15 protein-coding genes and 1 tRNA gene are annotated in these 13,887 nt (G+C 54.8%); 5 read left to right on the top strand and 11 right to left on the bottom strand.

Annotated features, from left to right (window positions below; all coding sequences use genetic code 11):
• Nucleotides 1-23: 23 nt before the first annotated feature.
• Nucleotides 24-485 carry a helix-turn-helix transcriptional regulator gene (locus ACA108_18245; GenBank protein XEX95259.1) on the bottom strand — a complete coding sequence of 154 codons (462 nt, stop codon included), beginning with the start codon at nucleotides 483-485 and terminating at the stop codon, nucleotides 24-26.
• A 386-nt stretch (nucleotides 486-871) separates the two neighbouring features.
• Here ACA108_18245 and ACA108_18240 point away from each other — a divergent pair, with 386 nt between their 5' ends.
• Entirely contained in the window at nucleotides 872-1,783 is a 912-nt protein-coding gene (locus ACA108_18240; protein ID XEX95258.1) for a hypothetical protein, read from the top strand.
• Between the two features lie 113 nt (nucleotides 1,784-1,896).
• On the opposite strand, the gene ACA108_18235 is transcribed toward ACA108_18240, so the two are convergent.
• Complete coding sequence (locus ACA108_18235; protein XEX95257.1) at nucleotides 1,897-3,147, bottom strand: tyrosine-type recombinase/integrase; 1,251 nt, start codon at nucleotides 3,145-3,147, stop codon at nucleotides 1,897-1,899.
• 176 nt (nucleotides 3,148-3,323) lie between these two features.
• A tRNA-Phe gene (locus ACA108_18230) sits at nucleotides 3,324-3,399 on the bottom strand.
• A 436-nt stretch (nucleotides 3,400-3,835) separates the two neighbouring features.
• Between ACA108_18230 and ACA108_18225 the strand changes: the two genes are divergently transcribed.
• Nucleotides 3,836-5,971 carry an ornithine decarboxylase gene (locus ACA108_18225; GenBank protein ID XEX95256.1) on the top strand — a complete coding sequence of 712 codons (2,136 nt, stop codon included), beginning with the start codon at nucleotides 3,836-3,838 and terminating at the stop codon, nucleotides 5,969-5,971.
• A gap of 59 nt (nucleotides 5,972-6,030) precedes the next feature.
• Here ACA108_18225 and mltC read toward each other — a convergent pair whose 3' ends face one another.
• From mltC to mutY, 3 genes are all read right to left on the bottom strand, one after another.
• Nucleotides 6,031-7,107 carry a membrane-bound lytic murein transglycosylase MltC gene (mltC, locus tag ACA108_18220; GenBank protein ID XEX95255.1) on the bottom strand — a complete coding sequence of 359 codons (1,077 nt, stop codon included), beginning with the start codon at nucleotides 7,105-7,107 and terminating at the stop codon, nucleotides 6,031-6,033.
• A gap of 62 nt (nucleotides 7,108-7,169) precedes the next feature.
• Nucleotides 7,170-7,442: an oxidative damage protection protein gene (locus tag ACA108_18215; GenBank protein ID XEX95254.1), complete on the bottom strand. Its 273-nt coding sequence runs from the start codon at nucleotides 7,440-7,442 to the stop codon at nucleotides 7,170-7,172.
• Nucleotides 7,442-8,527 carry an A/G-specific adenine glycosylase gene (gene mutY / locus ACA108_18210; protein ID XEX98157.1) on the bottom strand — a complete coding sequence of 362 codons (1,086 nt, stop codon included), beginning with the start codon at nucleotides 8,525-8,527 and terminating at the stop codon, nucleotides 7,442-7,444. The genes ACA108_18215 and mutY overlap by 1 nt, the downstream gene beginning before the upstream one ends.
• Nucleotides 8,528-8,687: 160 nt before the next feature.
• Between mutY and trmB the strand changes: the two genes are divergently transcribed.
• Genes trmB through ACA108_18195 form a run of 3 tightly spaced genes read left to right on the top strand, consistent with a single transcriptional unit; the run spans nucleotide 8,688 to nucleotide 10,500 of the window.
• A complete protein-coding gene (trmB, locus tag ACA108_18205) occupies nucleotides 8,688-9,407 on the top strand; it encodes a tRNA (guanosine(46)-N7)-methyltransferase TrmB (protein XEX95253.1) in 720 nt (239 codons plus the stop codon).
• On the top strand, nucleotides 9,407-9,733 hold the full coding sequence (locus tag ACA108_18200) for a YggL family protein (protein ID XEX95252.1): 327 nt from the start codon (nucleotides 9,407-9,409) through the stop codon (nucleotides 9,731-9,733). Before trmB ends, ACA108_18200 begins: the two co-directional genes overlap by 1 nt.
• A 50-nt stretch (nucleotides 9,734-9,783) precedes the next feature.
• Nucleotides 9,784-10,500, top strand: coding sequence for a DUF2884 domain-containing protein (locus ACA108_18195; protein ID XEX95251.1), 717 nt, complete (start codon nucleotides 9,784-9,786; stop codon nucleotides 10,498-10,500).
• A gap of 81 nt (nucleotides 10,501-10,581) precedes the next feature.
• Here ACA108_18195 and hemW read toward each other — a convergent pair whose 3' ends face one another.
• The 5 genes from hemW to ACA108_18170 are packed head-to-tail and all read right to left on the bottom strand — an operon-like array spanning nucleotide 10,582 to nucleotide 13,887.
• The gene (gene hemW / locus ACA108_18190) at nucleotides 10,582-11,718 is read right to left on the bottom strand and encodes a radical SAM family heme chaperone HemW (GenBank protein XEX95250.1); all 1,137 of its coding nucleotides are present in this window, start codon (nucleotides 11,716-11,718) and stop codon (nucleotides 10,582-10,584) included.
• Nucleotides 11,711-12,304 (bottom strand): XTP/dITP diphosphatase, encoded by a 594-nt coding sequence (locus ACA108_18185; GenBank protein XEX95249.1) that lies wholly within the window; start codon nucleotides 12,302-12,304, stop codon nucleotides 11,711-11,713. The genes hemW and ACA108_18185 overlap by 8 nt, the downstream gene beginning before the upstream one ends.
• Before the next feature lie 12 nt (nucleotides 12,305-12,316).
• Nucleotides 12,317-12,607 (bottom strand): DUF167 family protein YggU, encoded by a 291-nt coding sequence (gene yggU, locus ACA108_18180; protein ID XEX95248.1) that lies wholly within the window; start codon nucleotides 12,605-12,607, stop codon nucleotides 12,317-12,319.
• Complete coding sequence (locus ACA108_18175) at nucleotides 12,604-13,158, bottom strand: YggT family protein (GenBank protein ID XEX95247.1); 555 nt, start codon at nucleotides 13,156-13,158, stop codon at nucleotides 12,604-12,606. The genes yggU and ACA108_18175 overlap by 4 nt, the downstream gene beginning before the upstream one ends.
• A 24-nt stretch (nucleotides 13,159-13,182) precedes the next feature.
• Nucleotides 13,183-13,887, bottom strand: a complete 705-nt coding sequence (locus ACA108_18170; GenBank protein ID XEX95246.1) for a YggS family pyridoxal phosphate-dependent enzyme — start codon at nucleotides 13,885-13,887, stop codon at nucleotides 13,183-13,185.

Here is a 13,887-nt window from a genome sequence, read left to right as displayed (position 1 = left end):
GTTCTATTCCTGTGGCTCACAGTTTAGTTACGAGCGTTGGCACACGCGTTGATATAGGCGTAAACCTCACGGAGAATGAATTTCGATGAGCGTCCGAGCTTGATCGGCTTAGGGAACAGCCCGTTAGCTATCTTATCAAAAATGAACTTGTCACTGGTACCGGTCAAATTAGTGACTTGTTTCATCGTCAGCAGCGTATCCCCTTCGCGAAAACGCGGGCCATCATCAGATTCGTTGGCCGCTGGTTGGGCCTTTGCAACTAATCCCTCTTCGCCCTCACAGATCTCAAAAGGCTCAAGAATCTTCTGCACATCTACCACTGGTGCTGTAGAAGCAGCCTCTGTGTTTTGCTGTTCACCAACCTGCGGGCTGTTCTGACCCGGCTGCAGTTCGTGATTAGCCGATGCGGCTGGCTGAGCGATAGCGAGGTCGATTGAATCGGTCAGCGCACTAAGGCGCGATTGACGACGTTTACGGTAGTACATACTTGGTTCTCCTTGGTGTATGAGAGTCACAACGGCTCCCGACCACACAGAGTTTGACAATAGTATCCTTCAGACACACGCTGTTAACTGGTGCCCTCTAAGTCATTTGAGTTAGTTGGTTGACATGAGTTGGCAAATGTGTATTGGATTGCATTTCTCATGTAATGGTCTTAAATACAATGAGTTAATGTGCGTCTCGATGATTTGCTGACGTACCATCCTACTTACTCGATAACCTAATGATTGATGGGCTACTACTGGAACTTATGCGATCAGGCGTATTTGATATGCTGTTGGATGAGTACACCATAGATGCATATACCTTGTTGAAATCATGACGGAATTTGTGAGAAGGTAGGGCCAAGGAAGGAACGTTTGGGGATGCGATGATGGCTTATTACTACGAATCAAAAAAAAACTCTGATCAGGGATGTTTCAATGCGGCAGATTATTTCAGCGGATTGTTTGAATCGATAAAGCCCATTGAACACCCGTCTGACATGGGACTGCAAACGGCCATAGATTTTCGCAGTTGCGAGCCAATAGCCCAGGCATACATGATCGATGTCATACCCGCCTTTGATATCTGGATCAAATGGGCCATTTCAGACGAGACGAAACCGCAGCTTACCTATTTACTCAAGGCTTTTCGTGAGGATATGGTGCATGTCAGCGTGATGTATTCCATCAATCGAGAGAATGTGTACGATGCGTTGTTTCAGCCACTTCTTAAGCCACGCGATCATCACAACGGGCTAAGCTATGAGGGCCTGCTTAAAACACTGGACACACTCTTCAAGCTTGCGGAAGAATCGCACTACTACCTCTTTGAGATCTCGTGCTGTATGTTCCAGATAGCAAATTTCCAGTTTGCTGATGAGGTTGAAGTACGAGAGCCATTCTTTACTCAGACCGTGTATCAGGCCGCTCGCTATTTGAACAAGTTCGTGTTGTGTGATGAAAACTATCATGTGCGGAAGAAGGAAGAACGTATTAGAGCAGCCCGAAGCAAAGGGGGGCAAAAGGGCACAGGGAAATACGATAAACAGTACGATGACGCGGTGGAGCTATTGGTCAAACAAGTCCAGTCAGAGTCGCATGAGACGACCTTTGCTGACAGAAATTGTGTGACTGTATGGCTGGCCGAAAAACTACTCCCGTTTAAGCATGAAATGAAACCAGCTGAAAAGGAGGAGGAGAGCAAATTAGACTCTCGACTTGACAAATGGTCAAACGAGAAAAGGTCTGCGATGAAAATCCTTTATGACCTACTAATCAGTCCGAAGAAATCCAAATAGGCACCATTCACCTGGCATGTATCGTCGAACTCTTCTGGTTAAGCTCCGTACCGGCTGGTTACCTCATTTGAACAACCAGCCGGGGTACAAACTTCTATGATGGAATCAACAGCCTAGCTCCTGTGGCGCTGGCCGCCCTGGGTGAGCATCTGATCCAACCTGGAAATCTCTTTGTGTTCCTGTGGACCGGAGCAAGCGAGGCCATCGATGTAATCGGCGTACCACTGCATCATTTCGGTGCGGCCTTCAAGGTAGAGCGCGTGGTTGTAAGTTCCACGGATGCTGTTCTTATCGACATGTGCCAGCTGAAGCTCGATCCAGGCGGAGTTAAACCCTTTCTCATGCAAAATGGTACTCATCGTGTGGCGAAAGCCGTGGCCGGTAGCTTTCTTGTCATAGCCGATGCGCTTGAGCACCATGTTAATAGCTGCCTCGCTCATTGGCTTGTTGATGTTGCAGCGACCGGGAAATACCAGGGCATTCTGGCCCGATATCACTTTCAGCTCATGCAGGATCGCGAGTACCTGTTGCGATAGGGGAACCAGATGTGCGCGCCCCCCTTTCATTCTCCCTTCAGGCACGGTCCAGAGCGCCTTTTCGAAATCAAACTCTTGCCACTCTGCAGCCCGCAGTTCAATCGTTCGAACGCCGGTCAACATTAGTAACTTTGTCGCCATACGGGTTACAGGGCTGCCGTGGTAATTAGCCAGAGCTGACAGCAGGGCGGGGAGTTCATTTTCCAGGAGGTGAGGGAAGTGCTTAGCCTTCGGTGCGGTCAGGGTGCCATTCAGGCTTGCAGTAGGGTTGATCGTCGCACGGCCTGTTGAAATGGCGTAATCGAAGATTTGGTTGCAGTACTGGCGAACTTTGCGCAGCTTTTCCAGAGAACCTCGTTTTTCGATCAGACGGAGTACTTCAAGCATTTCCAGCGGCTGGATCTCTGCGACAGGACGATTGCCGATGTGAGGGAATATGTCTTTATCCAGAGCGATCAGGACGCTCTCTGCGTGGCTTTCCTTCCAGCTGGCTGACTTATGCTTATGCCATTCCATTGTCAACATCTTGAAGGTGTTAACCGCTGATATTTTGCGAGCGAGCTTCTTGCGCTGTTTTTCAGCACTAGGATCGATACCTTCAGCGATGAGCTTTCGGGCTTCATCGCGCTTTGCCCGCGCTTCTGAAAGTGAGACTTCCGGATACACACCGATGGCGAGTTTCTTTTCTTCGCCTGCGATACGATATTTGAGTCGCCAGTAACGTGCGCCGCTGGTCTTAACCAACAGGAACAAACCACGCTCATCACCGAGTTTGTAGTCTTTCTCTTTTGGCTTGGCAGTGTCTACCTGCCTAGCTGTGAGTGCCATAAGGGGGCCCCTAAAACTGATTGAACACGATGAGCCCCCATAAATGCCCCCAACTGACACTTGATTTAGAAAGACGTCTGTTGAGTTTGAGGGAGTTCAGGGTGTTCGTAAACTTGGTATAGGTATGATTATACTTGAGTTTCGGGGAGTTTGGGAGGCAACCACAGAAGTGAAAGTGGTGCCCGGACTCGGAATCGAACCAAGGACACGGGGATTTTCAATCCCCTGCTCTACCGACTGAGCTATCCGGGCAACGGGGCGCATTAAACCGTAAAGCCCATTCTTCGTCAATGATTTTGTCAGCTTACGGCGTCCGTTTGCATGAATAATGTGCGCCATGTTGGACTCTGCGGCTTGAACCCCGCGTGAGAAGGTGCCATGATTGCGCGAAATTTCGCATATCTGCAACGGGGCGCTTATTGATGTTCACAGTCAATGTTCACCGACATCACCCGATGGCGTGCCGCCCCCTTTCTGCCGTATCCCTAAGACCCTCGCTCACCATGCGGTGAGGGCAACGCAAGCCGACTTCCGGACAACAGTAAAATCAGGTGATGCCTGGTTTTACTGATGTCTCGCGGTCGGAGTGGCTTCTCTCCTTTAGACTCGCAGACACATTCGCCGGGGAATGCTCCCTTTGCCGTGCCTTATGGCACCCACTCATCCTTGAGCTTTGGGATTTGTGCATATGAACTCATTGAAAATTGCCGCCAGCCGCGACGTGGCCGCCACGCTTTCCACCCATCGTGAAGTGGTCACGCTCGATAATACGGACTTTACCGATGTTGCAGCGGTCGTGCTGTCTGCCGCCGATAGCCGCAGCGGCATTCTGACGCTGCTGAAACGCACGGGCTTTAACCTTCCTGTTTTCCTGGCCTCGGAAACCCAGCCTGACGAGCAGGCGGCGTTTACCGGCGTTATCACGGGTAAAGCGCAGGATTATCTGGAGCTGGAAACGGCTGCTTCCGACTATGAAGAAGATCTGCTGCCGCCTTTTTTCGACACGCTGACAAAATACGTGGCGATGGAAAACAGCACCTTCGCCTGTCCTGGCCATCAGCACGGTGAGTTCTTTAAAAAGCACCCGGCCGGGCGACAGTTTTTCGATTTCTTCGGCGAGAACGTTTTTCGTGCCGATATGTGCAACGCGGACGTTAAGCTCGGCGATTTGCTGATCCACGAAGGCTCGGCGAAGGATGCGCAGAAGTTTGCAGCCAAAGTCTTTCATGCGGATAAAACCTACTTCGTGCTGAACGGCACCTCGGCGGCAAACAAAGTCGTGACCAACGCGCTGTTAACGCGTGGCGACCTGGTACTGTTCGATCGTAACAACCACAAATCCAACCATCATGGTGCTTTGATTCAGGCGGGCGTGACGCCGGTTTACCTGGAAGCGGCGCGGAATCCGTTTGGCTTTATCGGCGGCATCGACGCGCACTGTTTCGAAGACGCCTACCTGCGCGGTTTAATCAGCGAAGTGGCACCCGATCGCGCGCAGGAGAAACGCCCGTTCCGGCTGGCCGTCATCCAGCTCGGCACCTACGACGGCACTATCTACAACGCGCGTCAGGTCGTGGATAAGATCGGCCACCTGTGCGACTACATCCTCTTTGACTCCGCGTGGGTTGGCTATGAGCAGTTTATCCCAATGATGGCGGACTGCTCGCCGCTACTGCTGGATCTCAACGAGAACGATCCGGGGATCTTCGTCACCCAGTCGGTGCACAAGCAGCAGGCCGGGTTCTCGCAGACTTCGCAGATCCACAAGAAAGATAATCACATTCGCGGCCAGTCCCGCTTCTGCCCACACAAGCGGCTGAATAATGCTTTCATGCTGCACGCTTCGACCAGCCCGTTTTATCCGCTGTTTGCGGCGCTTGATGTGAACGCAAAAATCCACGAAGGGGAGAGTGGTCGCCGCCTGTGGGCGGAATGCGTGGCGCTGGGCATAGAAGCCCGCAAGGCGATAATCGCCAACTGTAAGATGATCAAACCGTTTATTCCGCCGACGGTAGCGGGGCGTCCGTGGCAGGATCATGCGACGGATAAAATTGCTCAGGAACGATGCTTCTTCAGCTTCGAGCCTGGCGAGAAATGGCACGGTTTTGAAGGGTATGAAAAGGACGAATATTTTGTCGATCCCTGCAAGCTGCTGCTGACCACGCCGGGTATCGATCCGCAGACCGGTGATTACACCGATTTCGGCATTCCTGCGGCGATCCTCGCAAACTATCTGCGTGAAAACGGCATCGTGCCGGAGAAGGCGGATCTCAACTCGATCCTCTTCCTGCTGACGCCTGCGGAAAGTGCAGAGAAGATGGCGCAGCTGGTAGCGATGCTCGCCCAGTTCGAACAGCATATTGAAGATGATACGCCGCTTGCCGATGTGCTGCCGACTATCTACCAGAAGTACTCCGTGCGCTACAAAGGCTACACGCTGCGCCAGCTCTGCCAGGAGATGCACGATCTCTACGTCAGCTTTGACGTGAAGGCGCTGCAAAAGTCGATGTTCCGCAGGGCGAGCCTGTCCGCGGTGGCGATGAACCCGCAGGATGCCAACAGCGAGTTCATTCGTGGCAACGTCGAGCTGGTACGTCTAAGCCAGGCGGAAGCGCGCATTGCTGCTGAAGGCGCGCTGCCGTATCCGCCGGGCGTGCTCTGCGTGGTGCCGGGCGAAGTGTGGGGAAGCGCTGCGCTGCGTTACTTCCTGGCGCTGGAAGAGGGCGTGAACATGCTGCCGGGCTTCTCGCCGGAGCTACAGGGCGTGTACAGCGAAACGGACGCGGACGGGATTAAGCGGCTTTACGGGTATATGGTGAAGTAAGTTTCCCCTCACCCTAACCCTCTCCCTTTCAGGGAGAGGGCCGGGGCGAGGGCCAATAATTACCGCCTGCGGTAACTCTTCTGGGCAGTATTCACCTTATAAAGATAACGCCGGGACTCTGCGGAAGGGTGGCGCGTGGTCAGCGTCTGGTAAACATCGTCCGCAGCCATGCTGTTGATGATGCTGAACGCCCGCTGCTTATCGCTGTTAAACACGCGCAGCACGCTGCCCGCTCCGCCGTTGTACGCTGTGATGACCGCATAGCGACGTGATGTCGGGTTATCAATGCCGCCCAGGTAGGTATCCTGCAATATGGCCAGGTAGGCCGTACCGGTATCGATGTTGCTTTCCGGGTCGAACAGGAAGCTGCGGCTTGGTTTGCCCCATTTCCCCTGTGATTTAAACACGTCCACGCCCGCGCTGTGCTGCACAACCTGCATCAGGCCCAGCGCATCCGCGTGGCTTACCGCATACGGGTTAAAGCTCGATTCGGTTTGCATAATCGCCAGGATCAGCGACTCGTCCACGCCATATTTCTTAGAGGCTTTTCGCACCATGCCAATGTATTTATGGGCACGCTTATCGAGGTGGTTCGGCACGAGGTTGATCGTAACGCTATAAACGATTTTCAGCCCGGTGCTGCGGCTCTTCAGGCGGTTTTGCAGCAGGTAATCAGCAAATTTAGACGCGCGACCCTGCCAGCGAATCGCCTGGCCGTTCTGGTCAACAACCTGGCCGTACAGGAACGGCATTTTCGAAATCTGCACGTCGTTGGCGTCGGAATAGAGGTCGACCGAGGCCGGATCGTCGCCCATCAGCAGGGTGTTGATGATTGCCTGACGCAGGTGGCCCGCGGGGTCGGTACCGGCGATGGTTTCAATAGTGATCGTACCGTCATCGAAGTTGATGTGGCTACGGGTCAGATACTGATCGGTATATTTGACGTAATCCTTCGGACCGGCGATCAGAACCTCTTTTATCCCCCAGATGTTTTCGATGTTGTTGGCAAACTGGCCCATCAAAATATCAAAGCCGTTCGTGTCCTTCACAAAGGCTTCGTTGTAGGTATCTTCTTTTTTGCTCGAACACGAGACGAGCAGTGGGGCAATAAGGGCTAGCGCTAGAATTTTTTTCATCGTTCCGTGTATGCGTTTTGCGTGTCGTGGATTGCAAAAGGGCCGCATTCGGCCCTTTGGTTTTATTTTTCCGGCGGCGTGAAGCCTTCAATATGGACTTCTTTGCCCTCGAACAGGAAGTTGACCATCTCAGCTTCCAGCTCTTTGCGGTGCTCCGGGTTCATCATGCTCATCTTGCGCTCGTTGATCAGCATGGTTTGCTTGGCCTGCCACAGCGCCCAGGCTTCTTTGGAGATTTCGTTATAGATGCGCTTGCCCAGCTCGCCCGGATAAAGCTGGAAATCCTGGCCTTCGGCCTCGCGTTGCAGGTAGGTACAAAAAATTGTGCGGCTCATTATTCTTCCTCTTCAAACGCGCGGGCGGTTTTGATCACCACCGGCTCGGCGTGTAATTGCTTTAACAGTCTTTCCACGGGGGCGGCAAGGCCCACTGAGGGTGGCTGCGCTAAGTTATACCAGAGAGCGATGCCTTCATCCATGCACCCGGTGAATGAGGACACAGGCAGCCACATTGGCACAATATCCAGGTGGAAATGGCTGAAAGTATGGCGGAAAGAGGTTAACTGCGTGAGATTATCTGCGGCCATCCCCTTTTGCGCCAGCCAGTCGCGGAGTTCTTGTTCGGTGGCGAACTGCGGGAAGCAGTACAGTCCACCCCATAAACCAACGGCCGGGCGCTGGACCAGAAGGATGCTCTGCTCGTGCTGCATCATCAGCATATAGCCGGTGCGCTCGGGCAGGGTCACCTTAGGTTTTTTACCGGGATAGCTTGCCCAGCTGTTATTGGCATAGGCCACGCAGCCGTTGCTGAGCGGGCAAAGTTCGCATTTTGGTTTTGAACGGGTGCAGACCATGGCGCCCAGGTCCATCATCGCCTGGTTAAACTGGCTCACGCCTTCCGCCGGGGTGACGTTTCCGCTTATTTCCCACAGCTGTTTCTCGACGTCCTTCTTACCCGGCCAGCCAGCTACCGCATAGCAGCGGGCCAGCACGCGCTTAACGTTGCCGTCAAGAATCGGGAAGTGCTTGCCAAGGGAAAGGGAGAGGATCGCTCCCGCAGTTGAACGCCCGACGCCAGGTAAATCGGCAACCTCTTCAAAGGTTTCCGGGAAAACGCCGCCGTGCTCGTTTGCCACTCTTTGCGCTGCCTTATGCAGGTTGCGGGCGCGGGCGTAGTAGCCCAGGCCAGTCCACAGATGCAGAACTTCATCCAGCGGGGCGTTAGCCAGATCGGTCACGGTCGGGAACTTCGCCATAAAACGCTCAAAGTAAGGAATGACGGTCGCAACCTGAGTTTGTTGCAGCATCACCTCTGAGAGCCATACTTTATAAGGCGTTTTCTCCTGCTGCCACGGCAGGGTCTTGCGCCCGAACTGGTGATACCAGTCCAGAACCTGGTGGGCAAACTGCGGTGCTTGTATCGTCAACGCGGATCTTCCGGCAATGGATGAAATCAGGGTGCCGATTCCAGCACAGAGAGCGGAGGGCTGTAAACCGGAACTTTCCCGTACATCTGCTTGCTTCTGGGCATTAACTTTGGATAATGCCCGTTTCCCGAACACTAACTAAAGTCAGAGCATCATGAAAAACGACGTCATCTCACCGGAATTTAATGAAGAAGGCCGCGCGCTGCGCCGGATCCGCAGCTTTGTACGCCGCCAGGGCCGTCTGACTAAAGGCCAGGAGTACGCGCTGGAGAATTACTGGCCGGTGATGGGCGTTGAATATGAATCTGCACCAGCCGACTTTGCCGCGCTGTTTGGCCGCGAAGCGCCGGTCACGCTGGAGATTGGTTTCGGGATGGGCACGTCGCTTGTGGCAATGGCCCAGGCGAAGCCGGAACAGAATTTCCTCGGCATTGAGGTTCACTCACCTGGCGTGGGTGCCTGCCTGAGCACGGCGCATGAAGAAGGGGTCGAGAACCTGCGCGTTATGTGCCACGATGCGGTAGAAGTGCTGGAAAACATGATTCCTGACAATTCTTTAACCATGGTTCAGCTCTTTTTCCCGGATCCGTGGCACAAAGCACGTCATAATAAACGCCGTATCGTTCAGGTGCCTTTTGCCGAGCTGGTGAAACGTAAGCTGAAGCTGGGCGGCGTGTTCCATATGGCGACCGACTGGGAACCTTATGCTGAACATATGCTCGAAGTGATGTCCTCCCTCGACGGGTACAAGAACCAGTCGGAGAGTAACGACTACGTACCGCGCCCGGATTCACGGCCGGTGACCAAATTTGAACAGCGTGGCCATCGTCTTGGCCACGGCGTATGGGACTTAATGTTCGAGAGGGTAAAATAATGGCAAAAAATCGTAGCCGTCGTCTGCGTAAGAAAATGCACATCGACGAATTCCAGGAGCTGGGGTTCTCCGTTGCATGGCGCTTCCCGGAAGGGACCTCAGAAGAACAAATCGATAAAACCGTCGATGCGTTTATTAATGATGTGATCGATAAAAATGGCCTGGCCTTTGACGGCGGCGGTCACCTGGCGTGGGATGGGCTCATCTGCATGCAGGAAATCGGTAAATGCACCGAAGAGCACCAGGCGCTGGTGCGTAAATGGCTGGAAGAGCAGAAGCTGGAAGATGTTCGCACCAGCGACCTGTTCGACGTCTGGTGGGATTGATTCAGAGTACAGGGGCTGGTGCAAACCGGCCCTTTTTTTCAGGAGTAACTATGATTCGTAAGGCTCTGATGGGCGTGCTGCTGCTGACCGCGATGCAGGCGCAGGCCGACTATAAATGCAGCGTCACGCCGAAGGACGATGTGGTGATTAATCCGCAGACCGTGCAGGTCGTGGGCGAGAACGGCAACATGGTGATTGCGCCGGACGGCAGCCTGCAGTTTAACGGTAAGCAACAAACCCTGAATGCGACCCAGCGCCAGCTGGCCGTTAAGTATCAACAGGCACTGCGTACCGATCTACCGTGGATCAACAACGGCGCGCTGACCCGCGTAGAAAAAGGACGCGTGGCACTGGACAAAATCATCACCAAAGAAATGGGCGAAAGCAGCAACATGCGCGGTCGTCTGACCAAGCTGGATGCCCAGCTCAAAGAGCAGATGAACCGTATAATCGAGCAGCGTCAGGACGGATTGACCTTCCACTATAAAGCGATTGATCAGGTGCGCGCCGATGGCCAGCAGCTGGTGAATCAGGCGATGGGCGGCATCCTGCAGGACAGCATCAACGAGATGGGCGCGAAAGCCGTACTCAAAGGCGGCGGCAACCCGCTACAGGGGGTGCTGGGTAGCCTGGGCGGCCTGCAAACCGCGATCCAGAACGAGTGGAACAATCAGCAGAAAGATTTCGAACAGTTTGGCCGCGACGTGTGCAGCAAAGTGGTCACGCTGGAAGGCCAGCGTAAAGGGCTGGTTGAGACGCTGAAGTAGGAGCTGGAAGACGCGACGCTTTTCCACGCTAGCCGATGATGGCATAGGGTGGAAAAGCGCCAGCGTCATTTGCCGCTGGCTTTACTCGGCCAGGAAGATCTCCAGCAGGGAATTAAGAAACAGCTTCCCATGCTCGGTTATCTGCCAGGTTTCCGCCGTCTCCACCAGATAATCCTTCGCCATCGCCTCGTCGAGCTGCGGGCGAATCACGGACTCATCCAGACCTGTATAAAGCGTGAACTCTTTGCGCGGCGCGGCTTCCAGCAGGCGGAAGCGGTTCATGAAGAACTCGAACGGCTTGTCGGCCTGTTTCACGTCGTGCTGGCGGTCCATGTACTTCCCTTCCATGTAGCCACGCGGATGCCGTGTTTTTGCGGTCCGCAGAATGCGCCCGTCCGGGAAAGTCACTTTACCGTGCGCGCCGCAGCCGATGCCCAGATAATCCCCAAAGCGCCAGTAGTTCAGGTTGTGCTGGCACTGGTAGCCCGGCTTCGCATAGGCAGAGGTTTCGTACTGCTGATAGCCCGCAGCGGTCAGCAGCCTGTCGCCCTGCTCGAAGATATCCCACAGCGCGTCGTCGTCCGGCAGCTTGGGCGGACGCGAGCTGAACAGCGTATTCGGCTCTATGGTCAGCTGATACCAGGAAAGATGCGGTGGATTGAGCTCAATGGCCTGGCGAAGATCGTCCAGCGCCTCTTCCAGCGTCTGGTCCGGCAGGCCGTGCATCAAATCCAGGTTAAAACTACGCAGGCCAAGGCCACTCGCCAGATTCGCCGCGCGTTTCGCCTCGCCAGAGTCATGGATACGGCCCAGGCGCTTGAGCTTCGGTTCGCTAAAGCTCTGCACGCCGATTGAAATACGGTTTACGCCCGCGCGCTGGTAGCCCACAAAGCGGTCTGCTTCGACGGTGCCGGGGTTCGCTTCCATGGTAATTTCCGCATCCGCTGCCAGCGGCAGGCAGGCACGAACGCCGTCGAGCAGGTTTTGCATTGCTTCGCTGGAGAGCAGGCTCGGCGTACCGCCGCCGATAAAGATGGTCTTTATTTCACGACCCTGCGCCAGAGGCGCGTCGACTGCAAGGTCGCGCAGTAGGTGGCTGACGTACTCATCGTGCGGCACGTCGCCCTTCAGCGCGTGGGAGTTGAAGTCACAGTAGGGGCACTTCTGCACGCACCACGGGATGTGAATATAGAGGCTCAGCGGCGGCAAATCAGCCATTTTTCATTGCTTCCAGTAACAGTTTCAGCGCCTGCCCACGGTGGGATATTGCGCGTTTCTCGTCGCGGGTTAGCTCCGCGGCGGTTTTGCCCTCGGTGGGGACAAAGAAGATCGGATCATAACCAAAGCCGCCTGCGCCTGCGGCCTCGCGGGTGATGACGCCCGCCCAGCTGCCGTGGAACACCAGCGGCGTCGGGTCTTCCGCGTGGCGCATATAGACCAGCACGCAGTGGAACTTCGCCTTACGCTGCTCGTCCGGGACATCTTTTAGTGTAGCAAGCAGCTTCTCAAGGTTTTGCTGGTCAGTGGCATCTTCACCGGCATAGCGGGCGGAGTAAATACCCGGCGCGCCGCCCAGCACGTCCACGGCCAGACCAGAGTCATCGGCAAGGGCTGGCAGTCCGGTGACCTGCGCGGCATGGCGCGCTTTCAGAATGGCATTTTCGATGAACGTCAGGCCCGTCTCTTCGGCAGATTCTACGCCCAGTTCAGTTTGTGCGACGACGTCCAGACCAAAATCCTGAAGCAGATCGGCGAGTTCACGCACTTTACCGGCGTTACCGGTAGCGAGGACAACTTTTTGCATAGTGGGATCCTGTTATTCGAGCAATGCCGCGACTTCAGTCGGGATTTGTTGCGGGTCGATAATCTTGATTTGCTTATGGCGGCCAAGCTCGCCCTTTTCTACCAGCACCTGGCCTTTGGCAACGCGAAACAGCTTTGCCAGATACTTCACCAGGTGGGCATTGGCTTTGCCGTCTACCGGTGGGGCGGTGATGGCGACTTTTAGCTCGTCGCCATGCAGCCCGACAATGCTGTCCCGGCTGGCTTTCGGCTGAATATACAGCCGCAAAACCAGCCCGTCGGTGGTCTGGCTTACTGCACTCACAGCAGGAACCAGAGCCCCGGGAACAGATCCATGCCGAGATAGTTCAGGGCATAAAGGATCAAAATGACGACCATCGCGGAGAAATCAATGCCGCCCATCGCGGGGAGCACTCGGCGGATCGGCGCCATCATCGGCTCGGTCAGCTGCATCAGCACGTATTCAATCGGGCTGCGGCCCTGGCTTATCCAGCTCATCAGCGAGCGGATGATGATTACCCAGAACACCAGCGTCCCGGCAGATTTCAGCAGCGAAAGCAGGCCGACCAGCAGGTTCATCGGGTCAAGAGACAGCGCCCCAACCTGAATCAGCAGCAGAATCGGGTATTTCAGCGTGGTGAGAATAAACGCGACCAGCAGCGAAGAGGTATCTATCGGCCCAATGGACGGAATGACGCGGCGCAGCGGGCCGACAATCGGCTGGGTAATTTTAACGATAAACTGCGCGAACGGGTTGTAAAAGTCACAGCGCGACCACTGCATCCAGATGCGGATCAGCAGCACCATCACGTACAGTTCAATCAGCGTTTTGACCAGGAAAGTCAACGTCAGCATGGCGTTCCTCAATAATTATGATGATTAACGAGCAGGGTAATCCCGCGCGCCGAAAATAGCGGTTCCAATGCGCACCATGGTGCTACCAGCGGCGATCGCGGCATCCATGTCATCGGTCATGCCAAGAGATAAAGTGTCTACCGTTGCAAAACGGCTTTTTAACGATTCGAACGCCGCCGCCATCTGCTTACAGACGGCGAACTGACGCTCGTAATCAGGTTCAGGTGCCGGGATCGCCATTAAACCGCGTAATGTCAGATTCGGCAGCGCGGCTATCGCTTCCGCCAGCGCATCAAGCTCGCTCAGGGCGATGCCGGATTTGCTGTTCTCGTCGCTGATATTAATCTGAATCAGGACGTTAAGCGGCGGCATTCCCTCCGGGCGCTGTTCGTTCAGGCGCGCGGCGATTTTCAGCCTGTCCACCGTGTGGCACCAGTCAAAATGCTCTGCCACCAGACGGCTTTTGTTCGACTGCAGCGGGCCGATAAAGTGCCACGTCAGCGGCTCTTTGCCCAGCTCTGCAAAGTAACGGATTTTATCCACGCCTTCCTGCACGTAGTTTTCGCCAAAAGCACGCTGCCCGGCTTCAACTGCTTCTGCGAGGGCGCTCGCAGGTTTTGTTTTGCTTACTGCAAGCAAAGTAACTTCTTCTGGAGAACGGCCGCAGCGCACGGCTGCCGCCGAGATTTTGTCTTTAACCTGTGTCAGGTTGTTCGCTATCTCGTTCAT

It is taken from the genome of Dryocola sp. LX212, assembly GCA_041504365.1.
Classification (GTDB): domain Bacteria; phylum Pseudomonadota; class Gammaproteobacteria; order Enterobacterales; family Enterobacteriaceae; genus Dryocola.
The sequence above is the reverse complement of the archived record's forward strand: the minus strand, read 5'-3'. Positions and strand labels throughout refer to the sequence as shown.